Below are 19,423 nucleotides of genomic sequence, written 5' to 3' on the forward strand. Positions count from 1 at the left end.
GTGTATCTCGAAAGCACCAGTCGTGATCAAATTTGAATAACGGCAAGCTTAGACATTCAAACCTCGTAATAGGATTGGGTTTTAACATGCTCAATCATGCTAAGGTTGTAGAAAATGTCCGTAACCAACTCGGTTGTAATTGCGATCATTTGCACTTTTGTGGCCATTGTTTCAGTTCCAAAATACAGCATTGCACAAACTTGGGACATAGCATCACAGCACTCTGTCAGCGGCGTAACGGTGTATGATTCAGATGAGCTGCTAACTTTTGCCGGTCAGTTGGCCTTTGATCGGTCAGGGCGCATCACAGCGGTGGAGGTCGCATCAACGATCACGCAGATCTACCGAGAAGACGGCTATTTTTTGGCTGAGGCCTGGCCTGGCCCCGATGGGCAGAGCATTGTTGTTGATGAAGGGCGTATTCAAACCATCGAAATTGAAGGTGTAGATACGCGCACGTTCCAAACCTTGGAAAAGATCTTTCGCCCCCTCACCACCGCATATCCAATAACTCTCAAACAATTTGAGCGGGCGGTTATGTTGGCTGAGGACATACCTGATTTGGAATTGTCGACCGAACTTGATTATCCGGATCAGGCAGGTGCTAGGCTGAGAGTATTGGGAGAGCCTCTGCGCAAACAAGCCGGGAGTGCGACACTCGACAACCCTCCGCGTGAGCTTGGAGAAGCGCTCAGCTTCTATGTCGTACAAGAGTTTTATTCGACACTGACCGTTGGGGATCTGCTGCGATTTGAGGGTTCAGGCAATTACAATTGGGACAAAGACGATGAACACTCTTTATGGGGCGCTCTTACCTATCGCACCCCGCTGAACAGTAATGGTCTGTACGGTGAGATCTTCTACGGGAACATAAACGCAAAACGTGACCTCTCAGGAAATTTTGCTAGAACAGATATTGACGGCGAAAACTTCACCGTCGCGATGGGTTACCCCGTAATCCGAGATGTAGCCCGATATGGATACTTTCTGCTGGATTATCGCCTTTCAAAAGCGGACTCAGTCAGTGGCGGCGTTCCATTATCCAGTGACGCGAGTGTCGTTGGCCTTACTTATCTTTACGGGCAAAACTATCCAAAGGGACAAGCTCTGGAAGCGGGGCTAACCTTATCTTTTGGCGATAATGACAATGAAACGACAGACGCGAATTTTGACGACGGGGACTCTTCGTTCTGGCATCTACGAGGCGGCATCGGATACGAAAGCCCACTAACGGGCTTGTCGCCCAACACAGCTTGGCGCACCGAGATCTGGGGGCAGTACACAACAGACCGGCTGCCCTCTGTCGAAGAGTACTTCCTTGGTGATCGCTACGCTTTGCGCGGATATCGTTTTGACGAAGTGGATGGTGATTCCGGGATTTCCGCGATTTTCGAAGTGTCTCATTCCTACTTCCCCAGTTCCCAGAGCATCCATCGCTTAACACCCTTTGCCTTTTTCGACGTGGGTTACATCTCGAACAATGACCCTGCGAGTTTTGAAGTTGACAATGCTACACTGGCATCGACAGGTCTCGGGTTGGACATTGAGTTTAAGCAAAATCTATTCCTGTCCGGATATGTCGGTGTCCCTTTGAGAGACGGCCCTTTGACCGACTCTGGCGATCCTGGCGCGTATCTTGCTCTGACAACAAGTTGGTGAGGATGTTATGAAACTGAACCGAATTGCTGTACTTACCGCAACTTGTCTAATTGCAGAACTGGCCGCTACTCAGGTCTTTGCCCGCGGAAATCACTACGGGTGGTGCCGAGGCGTAGGGAACCCACACCAGTCGAGCCAAGGATGTGGGCAGGCCGGTGGGCAAGGGGCAGGTAATCAAGTTACTGGCCCAACTCAGCCGGTGGCAAATCAGTTGCCGCCTAAAGGAACACAGCAAACGCCCACATCAGTTACTGTTCCAGTCCTTGCGCCGGGCGCGGTCCCGAACGCAATTCCCGGTCAGGTTCCTATTGCGACACCAATAGCGGTTCCAGGTCAGGTTCCCACGCCGGTCCTAGCGCCGACCCTAGTTCCGCCTTTGACACCAAACGCGACACCAAACCGGGTTCCGACAGCTGTTCCAAATCAGGTTCCCTCATTGGCTACCGGTCCTACCGCGGTGCCGCCGCAAGTTCCGACTGCAACTCCCAATCAAGTTCCGATAGCTATCCCTGGCCAGGTTCCGCCTCAAGTTACTGGCCCGACGGCTGTGCCGCCCCTTGTGCCAACAGCAATACCCAACCAAATACCAGTCGCAGTGCCAGGTCGTGTTCCGCAACCCAGCGGCACTACAGCGACGCCACCGCTTGTCCCAACCGCAACCCCCAATCAGGTTCCCACCGCGGTTCCTGGCCAGGTTCCACAGTTGACACCAAAACCTACGGCAACTCACGTGGCCGTCCCAGGACATCCGAAGCCACAAGGCGTCGTGACAATCATGCGCCCAAAGCCGAGGCCGACAACCGGTACTGTTCAGCAACCTGGCACAACGCACGTAACCCACCATTTAACCCACCAAAGTAATTCAAAGAAACACGATCACGTCGCAGCAACTCCTGGACGGCATGACCCGCACGACCTGCCGAGGTTCCGCAGCGCAGCGGCCAAGGAAAACTGGGAATGCGTTGCCAGCGGATTTGGGCAACGTCGGTATGATGCCGGGCGCGGCGTGTTGCTGAACAGCGGGGCACTACGACACCTTGGAAATGTGGATGCGATGGCTCGTGATGTACCAGCACGGCACCCGAAGCATTCCGGATGCATTATCTCGGTCAAACGAAAGCAGCGCTGAAGCTCGCTGGGTAGGTTTTGCTCGGGTAATGAGATTGATCGACCGATAGTTCGTCAATTGTCATCTGGATAATTGGATTTCGTATTGCCTTTAATCCCTGGCGCTTACGTTGGCTGATGTAGCCCAACAATGCTCCGTACCCAAATTTACTTCAAATAGGCCAACAATCTAAAGTGCCGCACTTCCACGAAGAGCCTCCGACCATCTGGGCCGGTCAAATTAGGCAAGCGAAACTTTGAACGGTAACTTTGCAAAGTCAGCTTTCTGCGTAATGCCGCCGTTAGCAACGACAGTTGCTGCAATCGCGGCGAATGTCGACTCAGTGGCCACCTGCTCAATGCCCGCTTCGGTTTGCATGAAGATCGCGGCTGGGAATATTTCTACAAATAGCCGCGTCGCGCCATGCTGTGGGCTCAGAAGTCACTTTGATTTTTTCCGGGAAATCGTGCCAAATTGTCCGAAAGCCGCCGCGCTGCTAAATCAGTTCTTTGTATTCGTACTTTTTACCAAGCGGTTGTCTTGGCACACAGCTTCGGGCAATGCAAAACACACTGGTGGATGTAATGGTGGATACACAAAGCAGATATCAGATCAAAGCCTTCATATTGAATAATTTATCTTAGCTAAATGGTGCCCGGGGGCGGAATCGAACCACCGACACGAGGATTTTCAATCCACTGCTCTACCCCTGAGCTACCCGGGCACGGATACGGCTTTTGCCGTTGGGTGGAGGCGTTCTATGACTTGCTACTGGCAGTGTCCAGAGGCTTTTTTACATTTTTTCAATGTGGGCGCGGCATCTCAGTTTCAGTTGAAGAAACATCCTGTTCAACGTCTTCTTCACGCTGCGAAGGAACCGCGTAAGACCCGTTCAGCCACTTGGCCAAATCAATGTCTGCACAGCGTTTCGAACAAAAAGGACGGAATTGAGACACCGTTGGTTCGTGACAGATCGGACAGCTCATTTCAGCACTTCCGCAAGGGAAATCCGGCCGCGTTTGCGTTGCAACTCATAGTGACCCAACGGGGTCCATCCTGCCAGAATCGTCTCGATCGGATCAGACTTGAATGCAGATCGCAAAGCGGCTTCGAAACCGCGCCGGTCTTTCTTGGGCATTGGAGCGAGGTCGAGCGTGATCTGCCCCCCCAACCCACGGACACGCAATGCACGTGGCAGTGCTTTTGCGCAGGCGAAATTGGCCTTGGTTCCGGCGGCCATCGAGGTGTCTGAACCCGTGTTTACATCTACGGCCACCAGGGCGCGGGTGGGCTGGATATAGATGTGTCCGCCCCCGGCCAATGGTTCTGATATTCCGCCCGCCTGATCCAATGCATCCAAGACACCATGCGCCTCAAAGGCGCCGGGCTCGGTGACGACCTCGGCCGGGTCGGTCCAGTCGCGCCAGGCCAAAACATGCGGCCCATCACCTGCGAGCAGAACCTCAGGCTCGGTACCGGGATCGTTCATCACAGCATCGGCATGAGCCAGCATGACGCCGATATCCTCGGCAATCTCTTGGGCATTCTCGCCCTGACAGCAGGACCGCAGGATCAACCCGTGTTCGCTGCCTGCCATGGCCTCATGTGCGATTTCCAGCAAGCGGTCGCGTTCATCCTCATCCCGGATACTGCGCGATATATTCAGGCCCGGTGCATCCGGAGTGACAATCGCAAAGCGGCTTTTAAACAGCACGCGATCCGTCACCGGCAGCGCCTTTCCGGGTTCGACAAAACCGGTCACCTGGACCAGCTTGAGCTCTCCGGGGGCCAATCCTTTGACCTGTCGCAAAAAGGCCTGGCCGTCCGGCGTGGCCAGAAACATCCCGCCCTGCCCCTTGACCGGGCGATCCGCCCGCGCCCGGTAGATGGTACCGGGGGCCGGGGCTTCGGAAGCAATCAGGAAATCGTCAAGCTTTCCGTCCACCATCAACGCCGCTGCCTCGCGGTTGTTGATGTGGTCTAAAACGATGGTACGCCCCTTCATGGTGCCTCACGATACAAAGGATAGCCGATGCCCTGCAGCAAAGCGGCGGTCTCGGATAATGGTAGTCCCACGATGCCGGTAAATGAGCCGGAAATCCATGGGATGAACGCCCCTGCAGGCCCCTGGATTGCATATGCACCGGCTTTGCCTTGCCAGTCACCCGTTGCCAGATAGGCATTGATCTCAACATCCGATAGGCACTTGACCTTGACCTGAGACACCACATCGCGTTGCGATATGCGGTCTCCGCGCCGAACTGCAACCGAGGTAATCACCCGGTGCCGCCGTCCAGACAGAGCGTGCAGAAACTCGGCCGCCTGACCTGCATCTTCAGGCTTTCCCAAGATGCGCCGACCCAGCGCGACCGTGGTGTCCGCACAAAGTGTGACATCATCGCTTTCGGCGGGAACAGCTTGCACCTTGGCGCGTGTGATCCGGTGGCAGTAGGGCACCGGCAGCTCACCTTTCAAAGGCGTTTCGTCAATGTCCGGGGCGCGGATGGCGTCGGGCTGCACACCAAGCTGCGCCAGCAGGTCCAGCCGCCTTGGACTGCCCGATCCGAGAATAAACGCCATGTGTCGGGCGTTACTTAAAGCGATAGTTGATCCGACCTTTGGTCAGATCGTAGGGGGTCATCTCGACTTGAACTTTGTCGCCAGCCAGAACACGGATGCGGTTTTTGCGCATCTTGCCTGCCGTATGTGCGATGATCTCATGGCCGTTTTCCAGCTCGACCCGAAACGTCGCATTAGGCAGGAGTTCCTTCACGACACCGGGAAATTCGAGCGTATCTTCCTTGGCCATGTTGTCTCCATAATTACGTTGCACCCGCAGAATCTACGGGGATGTGCGCCTAAATGAGCCTATTTGGGGCTTATTTCAAGGGCGTATTCACCTAAAGAGAGGATATTGTGACTGTTTCGACTCGACCGCACTGCTCGTCCCAATGGGCGCGGTTCAACACATGGCCATCCCGGCGCACATTGGCGATCGTTGTCAAGTCGACGTCGGCATAGGTCCAGCCAGGTTGGTTCAGCGCACCCTCTGCTAACACTCCGGTCGCGGGAAAACCCTTGTCAGGTGGACCAAAAATACCGCCCGTTCCTGTATTCATATCCACCGCATCGGACCATTCGTTTTTGCCCACCAGAGACGCCATGACCGTAACACATTGGTTTTCCAGCGCACGCGACATAGCCCCGATGCGGACACGCCAGTATCCTGCCAACGCCTCGGTGCATGAGGGAACCAGGATTATATCCGCCTCACTTAGGGCTCTGCCCAGCAGCGGGAATTCACTGTCATAGCAGATCAGGATTCCGATTTTCCCAAGTGGGGTATCAAACAATTTCAGTGGTCCGCCCGGCGCGATATCCCAGTCTTCGCGTTCAAAGCGGGTCATGATCTGTTTGTCCTGATGGTCAAACGTCCCGTACGGAGCGTAGAGCACAGCCTGGTTTACCGGACGGCCTGACCCATCAATCACCGGAGCGGATGCGCCCAGGATGTAGGTCTCATGCTCTTGAGCCAGACGCGAATGCAGGGCCTGCACGTCCCCCATCCGATCTGAAACAGCACGGATCGAGCGTTCCAGATCACCCGCTACTTCGGCCCCGTCCAAAGTCGACAACTCCATCGCGCCGTACTCGGGGAACACGAGAAGATCTGCCCCCTGCCCTGCGGCATCCGAGACCCAGCGGGCCAGCTTATCTTCATACTGCGCCCAGTTTTCGAGCCAGTCGAGGTTATAGGCGGCGGTGGCAAGTCTCATGGGGCATTCCTTGCAGTCTTAACTCGGCTGAAATCTAAGTGTGCGTTCGTGGACTGTATAGCCCAACCGTGACACATTGAATTTAGGACAGCTAGTTCATTTGTAAGCCCATGGCATACGAACTTCAGCACTGGTAAATGAGAGCAAGAAAATTGAGGATTTTCCAGTGATGAATTTTAGAATCCTTTGCTTGGTTTTAGGAACAACGTGCTTATCTGTGCCCGCGCTTGCGGACTGTTTTGATACGCCAACATGGCACGACGAACCGCTTACTCAGTTGTTTTTGGATGGTTTGGGTGATGGCAAAGAGCAAGACGTTAGACGAGCCAGTTTGACCATGTTGCTTATGTCCAAAGAACCCGCCCGCGAACAGCGGGATGAGTTAAAGTTCTATTTGATGCGGACGGCATTAATGCAATTCGATGGCGACAAAGGGGCGCTCAGGAAGAAACTGCAAGATGGTTCGCTTTATGATGTCATTCAACTGACTGACTTCTCCCGTTCGAACCCGAGGGATCAAAGCAGGATCATCTCCGCTTACTGGTTAAACGGGTGCGTCGAGGAAGCGCTTGAATTACTTGCCTCGACGAACAACTCGCTGACAAGCCAATACTATATGCCAATAGCCACCGGAGATGCCGAGTTACTTCGCAGCCTAGCGCAACGCCTGGAGCCGGGCGGATACCATCAAAAAAGACTAATTACTTTTGCAAAGCTGCTTGAGAGCCCGGACACCAAAGAAGAAACTCTTCAAGAGTTTTTGGATTATCTGGAGTCGGAAAGAACAGGTGCCGAGTCAGAGGATTCGATTGACAGCACTGGAGTAAAGGTTGCTCTGAACGTAATCCGAGGCAAGCAACTGGACCTGGAGCTGTTACCGACTGAACCTGTCTATGACCCGGTCGAACTAGAGCTCAGCGGTATGCGATTCTCAGCCTATGTCGCATGGATGGGCGCCGCTGGATTTTGCGAAGCGACTTGGAAAACATCTTTTGTCCTTCTAGGCACGCCAGCCAAAAGCATGCCCTTCAATCGCGAGCTTCTTGAAGCGTCTGTGATCAGGTGCGTAGAAAATCATGATGGATGAGGGCCGGTAGACGTTGATTTCGGCTTTCTCCGCACAGCGGGCAAAACCACCTACAAATCCCTGATCCAGAATTGCAAAGGCTTCAGCGTCTCGCCTTCTTCACCGATATCCCTCCACGAAAACTGCGCAATAGCGCCGGGCAACGGCTCATACTTCCGCGCGCTCCAAAAAGCATCCAGCGGGCGGTAGGTATCAGGCCGCATCGGGTGATCGGTCGTGCGTTGCACACCGCAAAAGGCGCATTTCGTGAAGCCAAAGCTGCGCGCATGGGCTTCGCGCAAGTCAAAGAACCTATGCCCCACGCCCTGCCCGCGATAGTTGGGCAGCAAGACGGATTCCGCGCAGTAGAAGATCTGGGACAAGTCCAGCCCAGAGCCATCGAAGGCCGCCGCGAAATCGGCGGCATGGTCGGCTAGCGGGGCGCCGGTCGATGCGCCGATCAGACGATCCCCGTCAAAGGCACCAACAACGATGGATCTGTCGCTGTCACGGTAGGATTGCAGGTATTTCCGTTCGTATTCCAGATCGCCGTCATAAAGATACGGCCATGCCCGAAACACCTCGATCCGCAAGCGAGCGACGTCATCCAGAGCCGCCTCAAGCGCCGCCCCGGTCAAGGCGCGAACGCCTGTGACCTCAGCCATTCGAGACCTGCTTGGTCCAGTCGGCCAGGTTGTAAAAGGTGGTGACCCGCGTGATCTTGCCATCCTTCAGGTCAAAGAATGACCCGGCTGGTAGGCGGTAGGTCTGCCCGCGTGCTTTGGGCAGGCCTTCATCCGTCTCAAGATAGGTGCCGTTCACGATGAATTCAGCGGCGGCACGGGTACCGCCCTCGGCCGCGAACACAACGATATCGGTGAGGTTCTCGCGATAGCAGCGGTTCATGTGGTCACAAAAAGCTGCGAATTTCTCTTTGCCCACTCGTATCTGCCCTTCGTTCACATGATGGGCCACGTCGTCGGACAAACAGGCCAGCATGCCGGTTACGTCCCCGGCGTTGAAGGCTTCGAAATAGGTTTTGACGGTTTCGTTCATGGTCACTCCGTTGGTTCGCCCCAGCGGTCCTTCAGATGCTGAATGATCTGATCGCGGGTCTGTCGGTAGTGATGTAACTTTTCCTCGCGGCTTTCGCCCAGCCCGGTAGGGTCCATTATTGGCCAATAATCGACATCCAGATGAAAAACCCGCGTCAAATCCAGCGCACGGCGCTGGCTGGCCGGCGACAGCGCTACAATCAGATCGAACGAGCTGAGGTCGTCGCCCCATTCCTGCATTTCATCGAACGACCGGGACCGGTGACGTGAAAGCTCGACGTCGATTTCATGACAGACCGAAATGCAAAAGCCATCGATCTCAAGATCGTTGTGCACCCCGGCGGATTGCACATAGGTGCCGGTGCCATAAAACTTCTTCATGATGCCTTCGGCCATCGGAGATCGGACCGAATTGTGGTCGCAACAGAACAAGATGGACTGCGGCAGAGACGTCACCCGTCACCCCCCGAAATGCAATACGCAGATCAACGTGAACAGGCGACGGGCTGTGTCTGAATCAACTTCGGCCTTGCCTTCCAGACGTTCCTGCAACACCCGACTGCCTTCGTTGTGGATACCGCGCCGGGCCATGTCGATGGTTTCGATCTGGCTGGGCGGCAAAGTCTTTACGGCGTCGAAATAGCTTTCACAGATCTGGAAGTAGTCCTTGACCACCTGCCTGAATGGTCCAAGGGACAGATGGAACTCGGCCGCTTTTTCTTCGGCTTCGGTGGCAATGTCGAAGACCAAACGCTTGTCACGGATCGAGAGCTGCACATGATACGGCCCTTCCGGAACCACACGATCATCGCGTTTGGGCAGCGCGAAAGCGTTATCCTCAAGCAGATCATAGATTGCCACCTTGCGCTCCTGCTCGATCTCGGGAGTCGGCGGGGGCAAGTTTCTATCATCCAGTTCGATGTGCGAAATTCGGGTCATGGTCGTTTGGTCCGTTCAGGTCGGGACAGACTTATCCCAATGGAAATAAATGGGCAACGCAGTGACCGCCCGTCCGACGAAAATCGTCAAAGCGGGTGTTCGGACGGATCTATTCCGTGTTTGCGCAACAGCGTATCGACCAGTGAACCAGAGTTGATTTGGCGGCCAAGAAAGATCTTTCGGAACCAGGATCCAAAAAAATGGACAGACATCTGTTGGTCCCACTTCAAAAAATCCAGTTTGGAAAGGTCAGGATCATTCCAAAGGCCGCGATATCGCAATGGGATAGGATAGAGGACCGACCTGTGCACAGCCATCTCATGCTCTGGTGTGCCATAAAGAAAGTGAAACAGCATGGGCGGACCAAAGCTGAAAATTGGCAGGCTCCAATAGGTCGACCCGTTGAACATCTGGCGGTAGGTTTCCCTATGTTCTTGTGTCCACCATGGCGGCACCAGATCGCTGTCAAAAGCATATTTGCACATGGCCTGCAGCCCCGGACTGTCGCTGGGCAACGCAAGTACACCGTTCATGATCCGTTGTTTCTTGAGGTTCGCATTCGGAAAAAGATACCCGTTCTTTGTCTCGAATGGCCGGACCGCATAAGCATCCGCATCGGCCCAGATATAGTTGGTTTTTTGCATCAACTGCAGACGGAAAAGATCTGCATGAACGGCCACGGATCGGGTTATCGGATCGCGGTAGATCTCGGGAGTATCATAAATTTCGCGGGCATCGCGCGGCTCGATATAATCCGGAATGTCTTCAAGATCGCCATAGTGATAGACGATTGGCTTCTGGTCGACATCGGCGAAGGACTTCAGGCACAGATGTTCCAAAAAGCTAAAGCGCTTACCGATCCAGAGGGTCGCCACACGTTCCAAATCAACCTCCTTTAGATCCGGTCGCACACAAAGAGCGCCGCAATTTGCCCCTTGATTTCAAGCCCTGTCGGGGAAAATCGGATGAGGTAATTGCAGGTGTGACCCTCTGACCATAGGTGATCAACCGTTCAATCGCTTCAACCGTGCGGTCACGGACAGCCCGTGCGCCTCAAGGCTTTCCGACTGCGCAAGTTGCTCTGCCGCTGGCCCGATTGCCCGCAGGGCTTCGGGTGTCATCTGGCTGAGCGTCGTGCGTTTCAGGAAATCCATCACACTCAGACCGGAAGAAAAACGCGCCGACCGAGCAGTGGGTAGGACGTGATTGGGCCCACCAACATAATCTCCGATTGCCTCGGGCGTGTACTGACCAAGAAAGATTGCACCTGCGTGAATTGTCTTTTCGCTCAGAGCGACGGGATCTGCGACGCATAGCTCAAGGTGTTCCGGGGCAATTCGGTTCGACAGAGAGGCTGCCTCATCCAGACTGCCCACAGTGATCACCGCACCAAAATCGCGCCAACTGGCCCCGGCTATGGCCCGGCGTTGCAGTGTTTCAAGACGTTTTTCCACGGCTTGCGCCACGGCCCGTCCAAAATCGGCGCTATCCGTGATCAGAATGGATTGAGCACTTTCGTCATGTTCTGCCTGGCTGAGTAGATCCAGTGCAATCCAGTCGGGGTCGTTGTCTTTGTCAGCAATAACCAGAATCTCGGACGGTCCCGCAATCATGTCTATACCGACCTTACCAAAGACTCTGCGTTTGGCGGCAGCAACAAAAGCGTTTCCGGGGCCTGTGATCTTGTCCACCGCTGCGATGGTATCTGTTCCATAGGCCAGTGCCGCAATCGCCTGCGCCCCGCCGATGCGATAGACCGTAGTCACGCCTGACAGGTGCGCGGCCAAAAGGACCAGAGGGTTCGCCTGACCGTCTGGTGTGGGCACGGCGATGGCCAGACGCTCGACCCCTGCGACATTGGCCGGGATCGCGTTCATCAGAACCGACGACGGATACGAGGCCAGCCCTCCCGGCACATACAGCCCCGCCGCAGACACTGCGGACCAGCGCCAGCCAAGGGTCGCCCCGGCCTCATCCGTCCATTGGTGATCGGCGGGCATCTGTTTCTCGTGATAGGCCCGGATGCGTTCGGCTGCCAGTTCGAGCGCCTGACGATCCGCGTCCGAGACCTGCGCAATGGCGACGTCGATTTCCTCTGCCGAAAAGGCCAGCGTATCCGGTGTCAGCTCTAACCGGTCGAATTTGGCCGTCAGTTCGATTACCGCCTCATCGCCGCGGGCACGGACATCGTCAATGATCTGCGCTACGATGGCATCAACATCCGGGCTGTCTTCGCGCTTGGCCGACAGCAGGGTTTGAAAAGCGGCTTCAAACTCGGGCGTCTTGGTGTTTAGGAAAACGGGCATGATCTGGCACTCCGTAGCGTTTCACCGGGTCATATCGCCGGGATGGGCTGTCCTCAACCCTCAGTCCACCGGGTGCAGCGATTTGCGCATCTCAAAACAGGATATGCTTTTGCGCGCCGCGCAGCCGCCAGTCGGTTTCCAGCCATGCCGGATATAAAACGCCTGGGCCGTCCGTGTCCCCTCAAGCTGTGCCTCGGTGCAACCGGCAGCGGCCAGTTCCTGTTCCAGCCGGGCCAACAACGCGCTTCCCACCCCAAGACCGGTATGAGCCGGGTCGATATAGAGCAGCGTGATCTCGCCGCCCTCACGCAATCCGCCGACAGCCGCAACCTGACCTGCGCGCTCGGCCAGCCAAATCTGCGCTCCGGCCTTGATCCAACCCCGAATGGTCTCCGGGTCTTTATTGGCGGTCCATTCCGCAACGGCCTGTGGATCATCGCCATGATCCGCCCGGCACAGCTGCGTGATCGAACGGATTAGTACGCGGCTTAAATCAAAGACATCAAACACGGTCGCGCGGCGCAACATCAGACCAGCGGGTGGTTCTGAGAAGGCCTGCGCGATACCGCGCTTATTCTGCATGATGCGGTGCTTGCCCCGACGGCGCCTGATACGGGCGGGTCACATCTTTGAGCGTGACGTCTATTGCCTCGACCGACAGGCGGATCGCGCCATCACCGGCCAATGTCAGCAAAATCTGACCCGCGCCGTCTTCGCCGGGTTCAAAATCGACCGAAAGCAAGGACATCACCAAATCCTTCTCGCTACGGTCGATACCCTGGCTGGCCACGGTTAGAACGGAAGCGAACACCAGCACAGACTGCACCCTTTCGAATGGACGGCCCCGGCGCGTGGCCGCATCCTTGTCCTCCCAGCGGAAACGGTTCAGCAACAGGCCAAAGCGGCGCTGCGACGGGTGCCAGGTCATTTCGGATACTGGGAACACCGCATCCTGTGTCAAAGTCGAGATCACCTGAAGGTCATCCCCATCCTCTGCACCCAGATTCAGTGGAGCCTCACGCCCATCGTGGAAACTTGCGTCTGTCATTGGTCTTTGATCCGTTCAATTTTGGCGCCCACGCCTTCCAGCTTGCGCACAACATGCTCATACCCACGATCCAGATGATAGACCCTGCTGACAGTTGTTTCACCTTCAGCAGCCAGCCCCGCCAGTATCAGCGAAACCGAAGCGCGCAGATCTGTCGCCATAACCGGTGCGCCCTTCAGACGTTCGACACCAGTCACGGTTGCCGTGCCACCGTGAACTTCGATATTCGCACCCATCCGCACCAATTCGGGGGCGTGCATGAAACGGTTCTCGAAAATGCGTTCTTCGAGCACCGAGGTACCTTCGGCCGTGCACATCAGCGCCATCATCTGGGCCTGCAGGTCGGTCGGAAAACCCGGGAACGGCTCGGTCACGACATCCACGGCTTTGACACGCCCGTTCTTGCGGGCGACCAAAAGACCGTTTGCTGTTTCCGAGACATTCACGCCCGCCGCATCCAGTTTCCCGGCAAATGATTCCACCAGAGACATCCGCCCGCCCAACAGTTCGACTTCTCCACCACAAATCGCCGGCGCCAGCATATAGGTGCCCAGCTCGATCCGGTCAGTGACTACTTGATGGGTGGCGCCATGCAACCGGTCTACGCCTTGAATTTCGATGGTCGGCGTGCCTTCACCGGAAATCTGGGCACCCATCTTCCTCAGACACTCGACCAAATCGACGATTTCAGGCTCGCGCGCCGCGTTCTTCAGAACCGTTGTGCCTTTGGCCAGCGTGGCCGCCATGACAATGTTCTCGGTCGCGCCCACGGATGCAAATCGCATCTCATGCACGGCACCTTTCAACCCGCCCACAGCTTTGGCATGCAGATACCCGTCCTTAAGCTCAATCTCAGCGCCCAGCGCCTCGAGCCCTTCGACGTGCAGATCCATCGGACGCGCGCCGATTGCACAGCCTCCGGGCAGCGAGACGACTGCCTGCCCGAACCGCGCCAGCAAAGGACCCAGCACAAGGTTTGACGCGCGCATCTTTCGCACGATGTCATAGTCCGCCGTCTGACTGGTCAGGTCGTGGCTGGACATTGCGATCACCTGACCATCCTGCAATGACGACACCTCGGCCCCCAAGGACTGCAGCAAAGCCGTCATCGTCTTGATGTCGCTCAGCCGAGGCGCATTGGTCAGCGTCAGCGGTTCTTCGCTGAGCAAGGTCGCCGGCATCAGCGTCAGACACGCGTTTTTTGCCCCTGCAATCGGTATCTGACCTTTAAGCGGCCCGTTGCCTGTCACCAGAATCGAATCCATCTGCTCTTATCCCTCGTCTTTGTCGGCTTTGCCGTTCTGGGTTGCCCGCGCCTTAGCCTGCGCCTTACGCCGCGCCATATTCGCCTTGAGCGCCGCTTTCAGCCGCTCTTCGCGCACATCGCCGGATCTGCCGTGTTTTTTAGGTGTATTTTTTTCTGCCATAACCTTTCTCTACAGGAGGCGAAAAAAACCGTCCAGACACCCTTGCGCCGCGTTTCGTTTGAGTCTAATCACCCGCCCACAGCGCTGCTGTAGCTCAGAGGTAGAGCACTCCCTTGGTAATGGGCGGGTCCATTCCAAGTTTGTTTGTTCGAACAATGAGTTAGTGGAGCGTGGTGGAAATTAGTAGGGTATTAGTAGGGCGTTTTTCCCGGTGCCCTGAAGTGGATAGGCTGCTGTAGCTCAGAGGTAGAGCACTCCCTTGGTAAGGGAGAGGTCGAGAGTTCAATTCTCTCCAGCAGCACCATATACCTTAAAAATTTACATGGTTATCAATAGTTTACGCTCTAAGAATTATTTCAGACCACCCCATAGTCCACCTTTTGAAAATACCATTCTCGACTACATTGGTAGCCATCCGAAAATCAGCGCGAGTGCCATCAGAGGCATACGAATTTGGTATTCTCAAAGCCTTGAGACACTTCGACCACTGAATTGACAGACCTTAAAGCGCGCCGCCCAAAACCTGAATCGTGGGGATTCCCAACAAGCTGATTTTGTGATTCACCCTGATTGGGAGGATGGATCATGTCAGCACCTTTGCCGGAAGCCTTTCGGGCGCGGTTTCAGAGATTGATTGAGGAAGGGTTAGGCGGGCCGGCGGCGGCCTAGCGATTGAAGCTTTCGCCAGCCACGGGAGCCCGATGGGCATTTGCGATCCGACAGAAAGGTCGTGCGGAGGCAGCGCCTCAGGGGCGACCGAAAGGTACCCGTGCCGGAGACCCAAGACCTTCGTTTCTCGGCGTTGACCAGCTAAAATGGCAGCCGCGATTGGCATAGAACAAGCGGAGGGAGCGCTCTTCATCAATTTCTTTTTCTTATTCTTTGTCTATGTCTTGATGGTAGTACGTTTGCACCACGTTCGTAGAAAACACGCATTGATTTCATTGCAAAATTCCCGACAATCTTTGTTTTGACGATCACCCTTCTTCCGACACTCTCCCTTCCACCGGGGCTGGTTCGTGCAACAAAACGTCCGCTTTGCAGACGTTCACCCGGACCGAACGTCCCGCTGTGCTGCGAATGGCAGCTTCGTTGCGCTCGTTTCCAGTTCGCCGAGTGTAATGCGAATGGCCCCGATCTCCGGCAACGGGCGTTCGTGCTTTGAGCGGCGAAGGTTCCAGGAGAGCCCAACCTGTACCTCGGGTTTTTTCGCTGCGTGCGCTCGCAACACGGAAAATTCTGGGCACGCACAAATTCTTGTATCACGGCGCAGCGCTGAATTCGGCCATTCACATATTGCCTAGCAAGAATGTGCGCCCGGATTCACAGGATGTAGACTGAAGCAGTGATCCGTGAAAATCCGTGCAAGCGTCGGCCCACCGGACCAGTGCTTCCACGGTGGGGCTGACGCGCCTTGATTCCGTTCTGGGGTGCATCACAACCTATGTCCGCCAACGAACTCAAAGCGGTTCAATGCATGCACCGAGAACTCAAGTAGAGTGGGCTTCGGACAGCAGGCATCCGATTCGATTGTACAATTGCCTCGTTGGCGCGGTGCCGATGATTGGGTGCGGAGGGCGGATTGGAGGGTACATTATGCCTAGAGCTCAACTTCCCGCAGTCACCCCAAAGCGCAGAGCATGGAACAAGGGGCGGATCATCGGCCAGAAACGCCCCTTGTTTCCCAAGCAGGTCTGGGCGATCCGTGTTCGGCTCGAACTCGCCGGAAATCTGCGCGATCTTGCGCTGTTCAATGTCGCCATTGATAGCAAGCTGCGTGGATGCGATTTGGTTAGGCTTGCCGTGACCGATCTGGTCAAAGATGATCGTGTTCGAGAACGGGTTTCAGTGGTCCAGAGCAAAACCAAGAAACCAGTACAATTCGAACTGACGGAAAACACACGGGATACGGTTCATGCTTGGGTCAAGTCGCCAGAGATGATGGGCTGTAGCTTCATGTTTCCGAGCCGATTCCACGAGCGACCCCATATCTCAACGCGTCAGTATGGTCGGCTTGTCAGAGATTGGGTGACTGCGATTGGATTGGAGCCGAGCGGTTACGGGACCCATTCACTCCGCCGAACCAAAGCAGCGGAGATTTACCGTAAGACAGGGAATCTCCGCGCAGTGCAGCTTTTGCTGGGTCACACTAAGATTGACAGTACAGTGCGTTACCTTGGCGTTGAGTTGGAAGATGCTCTCACTATTGCGGAGCAGATTGAAATCTGACCCGTGTCGGCGAATGGCACTTGCCGTTCGCCGGTTTGGAACAGACTTACGGCCTTGAAGCGGCGAAACCGGTTATGAAGGGAAGAATAGTATACAGATCACCCTGCCATTGCGTACTACAAAGACGTGCTTGCGGTCAGCTTTTCGAGTGATAGTTCCGGCTTTCGCGCGCTCAGTTTGACGGCACCGCGCTCCATCACGACGAAGGCATCCCCAAGATCATAGGCGAAGGACAGATACTGTTCGACTAGGACGATCGCGATGTTCCCGCGCTCCTTCAGAATGCGGATGGTGCCGCCGATCTGCTGGATGACGTTCGGCTGGATACCTTCGGTCGGTTCATCCAGAAGAAGCACTTTCGGGTTCGACACCAGCGCGCGCGCGATCGCCAGTTGCTGTTGCTGGCCGCCTGAAAGGTCACCGCCCCGCCGTTGCAGGAACTTCTTCAGAATGGGGAACAGATCAAAAATCTCGTCCTTCACCTTGCGTTCGCCACTTGGCAGGCAGGCAAATCCCGTCTCAAGGTTTTCCTGCACCGTCAAAAACGGAAAGATCTCGCGCCCCTGGGGCACATAGGCAACGCCCTTCCGCGCAAGGTCAAAGGCCTTCAGCTTTCCGATGCTTTGGCCGTCCAGATCATAGTCGCCCCCCGACCGGGGATGGGTGCCCGCCAGCGCGTTTAACAGCGACGTCTTGCCTACGCCATTAGTGCCCATCAAGCAGGTGACCTCGCCCTGGGCCGCGTCGAAATCCACGCCGTTCAGAATTTGGCTGCCGCCATAGTGCAGCGTCAGATCGCGGATGCTGAGGAAACTATCGGCCAAGGTACACCTCGATGACTTGCTGGTTCTTGGTGACGTGATCGATCGAGCCTTCGGCCAGAACCGAGCCTTCGTGCAGCACGCTCACTTTGCAATCCAAACGCCGTACGAAATCCATGTCGTGTTCCACTACGACGACAGCGCGGGTCTTCGCCGCGTCCCGCAAAATTTGCGTGGTCTTCTGACGTTCTGCGGTCGTCATGCCTGCCGCAGGTTCGTCCACCAGCAACAGCTTCGGTTCCTGTGCCAAGAGCATTCCGATCTCCAACCATTGCTTTTGCCCGTGGGACAGCTCGCCAGATTTCCGTGACAGAACCGCGTCCAGCCCAATGACGTCCGCCAGTTCTTCGACCCGGGCAAAGTCCGATGTTTCGGGTTTGAACAGCAGCACGGCCAACGGCGACCGCGACTTTTTCAGCGCCATCATCAGGTTGTCTTGAACTGTCTGATCCTCAAACACCGTGGGTCGCTGGAACTTGCGCCCGACCCCTTCCATGGCGATCTTGCTTTCCGATTTGCCCAGCAAGGACACGGGCGGTTCGCCCCAAAGCACATGGCCCTCGTCAGGCCGGGTTTTGCCGGTCACCACATCCATGAAGGTGGTCTTGCCCGCGCCGTTCGGGCCGATGACCGCCCGCAATTCGGCCCTGTCAATGCTGAACGACAGGTTGTTCAGCGCCTTGAACCCGTCAAAGCTGACCGACACGCCCGAGACTTCAAGAAGCGCGCTCATGCATCTGCCTCCTTTTCTCTCAAAGAACCGTGGCCCGGCCCCAGGTCGCGCCCATGCCGATTGGGGTTGCGACGCGCTGCCAAGGCGTCGAACAGCCCTCCAATGCCTTTCGGTGCGAAAAGCGTAACCGCCACGAAGGACAGCCCCAACAGGACGGTCCACCAATCGACCCATTGAATGCGATACCCGGCGATGTTCAGGTCAGGGGCTTGCCCGCCGGTAAACCAGGTCGACAAGAGCGAGACGAAAGCCGCGCCGATCACGGCTCCGTACAATCGCCCACGCCCGCCGATGGCCACCCAGACCGCCAGATAGATCGAGGCAATCGGCGCCAGTTCCGCCGGGTTGATAATGCCCGCCTGTGGGTAGTAGATTGCGCCTGCAATGCCAGCGAGCACGGCCGATACGGTGAAGACAAACAGCTTGAACGCCTCGACTGGATAGCCAAGGAAGCGCACCCGCGCTTCGTCGTCCCGAATGCCGCGCAGGACCGAGCCGAACTTGCCCGATACCATCCAAGTCGCCAGCACGTATCCAAGTCCCAGAGCCAGGGCCGAGGCCCAAAGGAACCAGACCGAAACGATGGCCTGACTAGTGCTCTCCAACCCCGGCAGGTTCTGCAGGCCTGACAGACCGTTGTTGCCGCGCAATCCGCTGTCGTTTTGGAACAGGTACAGTGACAGCGCCAGCGTCATCGCCTGCGTCAGGATCGAAAGGTACACACCTGTCACCCGGCTGCGGAAGGCCAGCCAGCCAAAGACCAGCGCCAGAAGCCCCGGCGCCAGTACGACGGCGGCCAGTTGCAGCGGCAGAGAATGGGCAAAGGCCCAGATCGGCGGAAATTCCGAGGCTCCGACGACACCGAAGATCTGGCCAGCGATCCCGCTGGAGACCTCTTCGGGCGTTGGCGGCAGCCCTCCGGCGGCGAGGCTCTCGACGACGATCAGACGCGTCCGCTCGTACATCAGCCACATGCCTATCGCGTAACCGCCCATTCCGAAGAAGGCCATATGCCCAAGGGACAGGATACCGCAATAGCCCCAGACCAGATCCATCGCCAGCGCGACGAGGCAGAGGCACAGGGTCTTGCCCAGGGTCTTGACGAAACTGGTCGAGATGACGCCGATACCGAACCCTTCGGACAGGATCGTCACGCCCAGGGTGAACAGCCCCAGACAGGCCAGAAAGATAAGCACCGACGGATAACGCACCACGAAAGATGTGCGACGCACAGGGCCTGCTGTCAGTTCCGCCAT

Annotated in this window: 22 protein-coding genes and 2 tRNA genes; 4 read left to right on the forward strand and 20 right to left on the reverse strand. The window is 56.2% G+C overall.

All coding sequences use genetic code 11. From position 1 onward, the window contains the following. Positions 1 to 114 precede the first annotated feature (114 nt). The gene (locus AC2FJV_RS16495) at positions 115 to 1,659 is read left to right on the forward strand and encodes a ShlB/FhaC/HecB family hemolysin secretion/activation protein (protein WP_496714103.1); all 1,545 of its coding nucleotides are present in this window, start codon (positions 115 to 117) and stop codon (positions 1,657 to 1,659) included. Between the two features lie 1,348 nt (positions 1,660 to 3,007). On the opposite strand, the gene AC2FJV_RS16500 is transcribed toward AC2FJV_RS16495, so the two are convergent. From AC2FJV_RS16500 to AC2FJV_RS16530, 7 genes are all read right to left on the reverse strand, one after another. Further along, positions 3,008 to 3,145, reverse strand: a complete 138-nt coding sequence (locus tag AC2FJV_RS16500; protein ID WP_496714104.1) for a hypothetical protein — start codon at positions 3,143 to 3,145, stop codon at positions 3,008 to 3,010. A gap of 271 nt (positions 3,146 to 3,416) precedes the next feature. After that, positions 3,417 to 3,491, reverse strand: a tRNA-Phe gene (locus tag AC2FJV_RS16505). Between the two features lie 79 nt (positions 3,492 to 3,570). Then, complete coding sequence (locus AC2FJV_RS16510; protein WP_281995647.1) at positions 3,571 to 3,753, reverse strand: DNA gyrase inhibitor YacG; 183 nt, start codon at positions 3,751 to 3,753, stop codon at positions 3,571 to 3,573. Then, a complete protein-coding gene (locus AC2FJV_RS16515) occupies positions 3,750 to 4,772 on the reverse strand; it encodes a ribonuclease E/G (RefSeq protein WP_142639006.1) in 1,023 nt (340 codons plus the stop codon). Before AC2FJV_RS16515 ends, AC2FJV_RS16510 begins: the two co-directional genes overlap by 4 nt. After that, positions 4,769 to 5,347 carry a Maf family protein gene (locus AC2FJV_RS16520; protein ID WP_142639008.1) on the reverse strand — a complete coding sequence of 193 codons (579 nt, stop codon included), beginning with the start codon at positions 5,345 to 5,347 and terminating at the stop codon, positions 4,769 to 4,771. The genes AC2FJV_RS16515 and AC2FJV_RS16520 overlap by 4 nt, the downstream gene beginning before the upstream one ends. A gap of 10 nt (positions 5,348 to 5,357) precedes the next feature. After that, positions 5,358 to 5,576: a translation initiation factor IF-1 gene (gene infA, locus AC2FJV_RS16525; protein ID WP_005978431.1), complete on the reverse strand. Its 219-nt coding sequence runs from the start codon at positions 5,574 to 5,576 to the stop codon at positions 5,358 to 5,360. Positions 5,577 to 5,667: 91 nt separating this feature from the next. Continuing rightward, a complete protein-coding gene (locus tag AC2FJV_RS16530) occupies positions 5,668 to 6,543 on the reverse strand; it encodes a carbon-nitrogen hydrolase family protein (RefSeq protein ID WP_496714105.1) in 876 nt (291 codons plus the stop codon). A 169-nt stretch (positions 6,544 to 6,712) separates the two neighbouring features. Here AC2FJV_RS16530 and AC2FJV_RS16535 point away from each other — a divergent pair, with 169 nt between their 5' ends. Further along, the gene (locus tag AC2FJV_RS16535) at positions 6,713 to 7,630 is read left to right on the forward strand and encodes a hypothetical protein (protein ID WP_496714106.1); all 918 of its coding nucleotides are present in this window, start codon (positions 6,713 to 6,715) and stop codon (positions 7,628 to 7,630) included. A gap of 50 nt (positions 7,631 to 7,680) precedes the next feature. Here AC2FJV_RS16535 and AC2FJV_RS16540 read toward each other — a convergent pair whose 3' ends face one another. The 10 genes from AC2FJV_RS16540 to AC2FJV_RS16585 form a co-directional block, all read right to left on the reverse strand. Beyond that, a complete protein-coding gene (locus tag AC2FJV_RS16540; RefSeq protein WP_496714107.1) occupies positions 7,681 to 8,274 on the reverse strand; it encodes a GNAT family N-acetyltransferase in 594 nt (197 codons plus the stop codon). Continuing rightward, complete coding sequence (locus AC2FJV_RS16545; RefSeq protein ID WP_281995642.1) at positions 8,267 to 8,665, reverse strand: ketosteroid isomerase-related protein; 399 nt, start codon at positions 8,663 to 8,665, stop codon at positions 8,267 to 8,269. The genes AC2FJV_RS16540 and AC2FJV_RS16545 overlap by 8 nt, the downstream gene beginning before the upstream one ends. Before the next feature lie 2 nt (positions 8,666 to 8,667). Then, positions 8,668 to 9,120 (reverse strand): arsenate-mycothiol transferase ArsC, encoded by a 453-nt coding sequence (locus AC2FJV_RS16550; protein WP_142639018.1) that lies wholly within the window; start codon positions 9,118 to 9,120, stop codon positions 8,668 to 8,670. A 3-nt stretch (positions 9,121 to 9,123) separates the two neighbouring features. Beyond that, positions 9,124 to 9,603, reverse strand: coding sequence for a UPF0262 family protein (locus tag AC2FJV_RS16555; protein WP_142639020.1), 480 nt, complete (start codon positions 9,601 to 9,603; stop codon positions 9,124 to 9,126). Positions 9,604 to 9,689: 86 nt separating this feature from the next. Beyond that, complete coding sequence (locus tag AC2FJV_RS16560; RefSeq protein ID WP_281973616.1) at positions 9,690 to 10,487, reverse strand: hypothetical protein; 798 nt, start codon at positions 10,485 to 10,487, stop codon at positions 9,690 to 9,692. Between the two features lie 120 nt (positions 10,488 to 10,607). Further along, the gene (gene hisD / locus AC2FJV_RS16565) at positions 10,608 to 11,909 is read right to left on the reverse strand and encodes a histidinol dehydrogenase (RefSeq protein ID WP_496714108.1); all 1,302 of its coding nucleotides are present in this window, start codon (positions 11,907 to 11,909) and stop codon (positions 10,608 to 10,610) included. 60 nt (positions 11,910 to 11,969) lie between these two features. Then, complete coding sequence (locus AC2FJV_RS16570; RefSeq protein ID WP_496714109.1) at positions 11,970 to 12,491, reverse strand: GNAT family N-acetyltransferase; 522 nt, start codon at positions 12,489 to 12,491, stop codon at positions 11,970 to 11,972. Further along, positions 12,481 to 12,957 (reverse strand): DUF2948 family protein, encoded by a 477-nt coding sequence (locus AC2FJV_RS16575; protein ID WP_281973613.1) that lies wholly within the window; start codon positions 12,955 to 12,957, stop codon positions 12,481 to 12,483. Before AC2FJV_RS16575 ends, AC2FJV_RS16570 begins: the two co-directional genes overlap by 11 nt. Next, positions 12,954 to 14,222, reverse strand: a complete 1,269-nt coding sequence (murA, locus tag AC2FJV_RS16580) for a UDP-N-acetylglucosamine 1-carboxyvinyltransferase (RefSeq protein WP_281973612.1) — start codon at positions 14,220 to 14,222, stop codon at positions 12,954 to 12,956. The genes AC2FJV_RS16575 and murA overlap by 4 nt, the downstream gene beginning before the upstream one ends. A 6-nt stretch (positions 14,223 to 14,228) precedes the next feature. After that, complete coding sequence (locus AC2FJV_RS16585; RefSeq protein WP_185956727.1) at positions 14,229 to 14,384, reverse strand: hypothetical protein; 156 nt, start codon at positions 14,382 to 14,384, stop codon at positions 14,229 to 14,231. A gap of 229 nt (positions 14,385 to 14,613) precedes the next feature. On the opposite strand from AC2FJV_RS16585, the gene AC2FJV_RS16590 reads away from it, so the two are divergent. Both AC2FJV_RS16590 and AC2FJV_RS16595 read left to right on the forward strand, forming a co-directional pair. Continuing rightward, positions 14,614 to 14,688 (forward strand) — tRNA-Thr (locus AC2FJV_RS16590). 1,292 nt (positions 14,689 to 15,980) lie between these two features. After that, a complete protein-coding gene (locus AC2FJV_RS16595; RefSeq protein ID WP_496714110.1) occupies positions 15,981 to 16,613 on the forward strand; it encodes a tyrosine-type recombinase/integrase in 633 nt (210 codons plus the stop codon). Positions 16,614 to 16,729: 116 nt separating this feature from the next. Here the strand turns inward: AC2FJV_RS16595 and urtE are convergent, their stop codons facing one another. Genes urtE through urtC form a run of 3 tightly spaced genes read right to left on the reverse strand, consistent with a single transcriptional unit; the run spans position 16,730 to position 19,423 of the window. Beyond that, positions 16,730 to 17,437, reverse strand: coding sequence for an urea ABC transporter ATP-binding subunit UrtE (gene urtE / locus AC2FJV_RS16600; RefSeq protein ID WP_496714111.1), 708 nt, complete (start codon positions 17,435 to 17,437; stop codon positions 16,730 to 16,732). Further along, positions 17,427 to 18,167 carry an urea ABC transporter ATP-binding protein UrtD gene (gene urtD, locus AC2FJV_RS16605; RefSeq protein ID WP_496690071.1) on the reverse strand — a complete coding sequence of 247 codons (741 nt, stop codon included), beginning with the start codon at positions 18,165 to 18,167 and terminating at the stop codon, positions 17,427 to 17,429. The genes urtE and urtD overlap by 11 nt, the downstream gene beginning before the upstream one ends. Further along, positions 18,164 to 19,423, reverse strand: a complete 1,260-nt coding sequence (urtC, locus tag AC2FJV_RS16610; RefSeq protein ID WP_496714112.1) for an urea ABC transporter permease subunit UrtC — start codon at positions 19,421 to 19,423, stop codon at positions 18,164 to 18,166. Before urtC ends, urtD begins: the two co-directional genes overlap by 4 nt.

The organism is Ruegeria sp. CDSA241 (assembly GCF_059611265.1).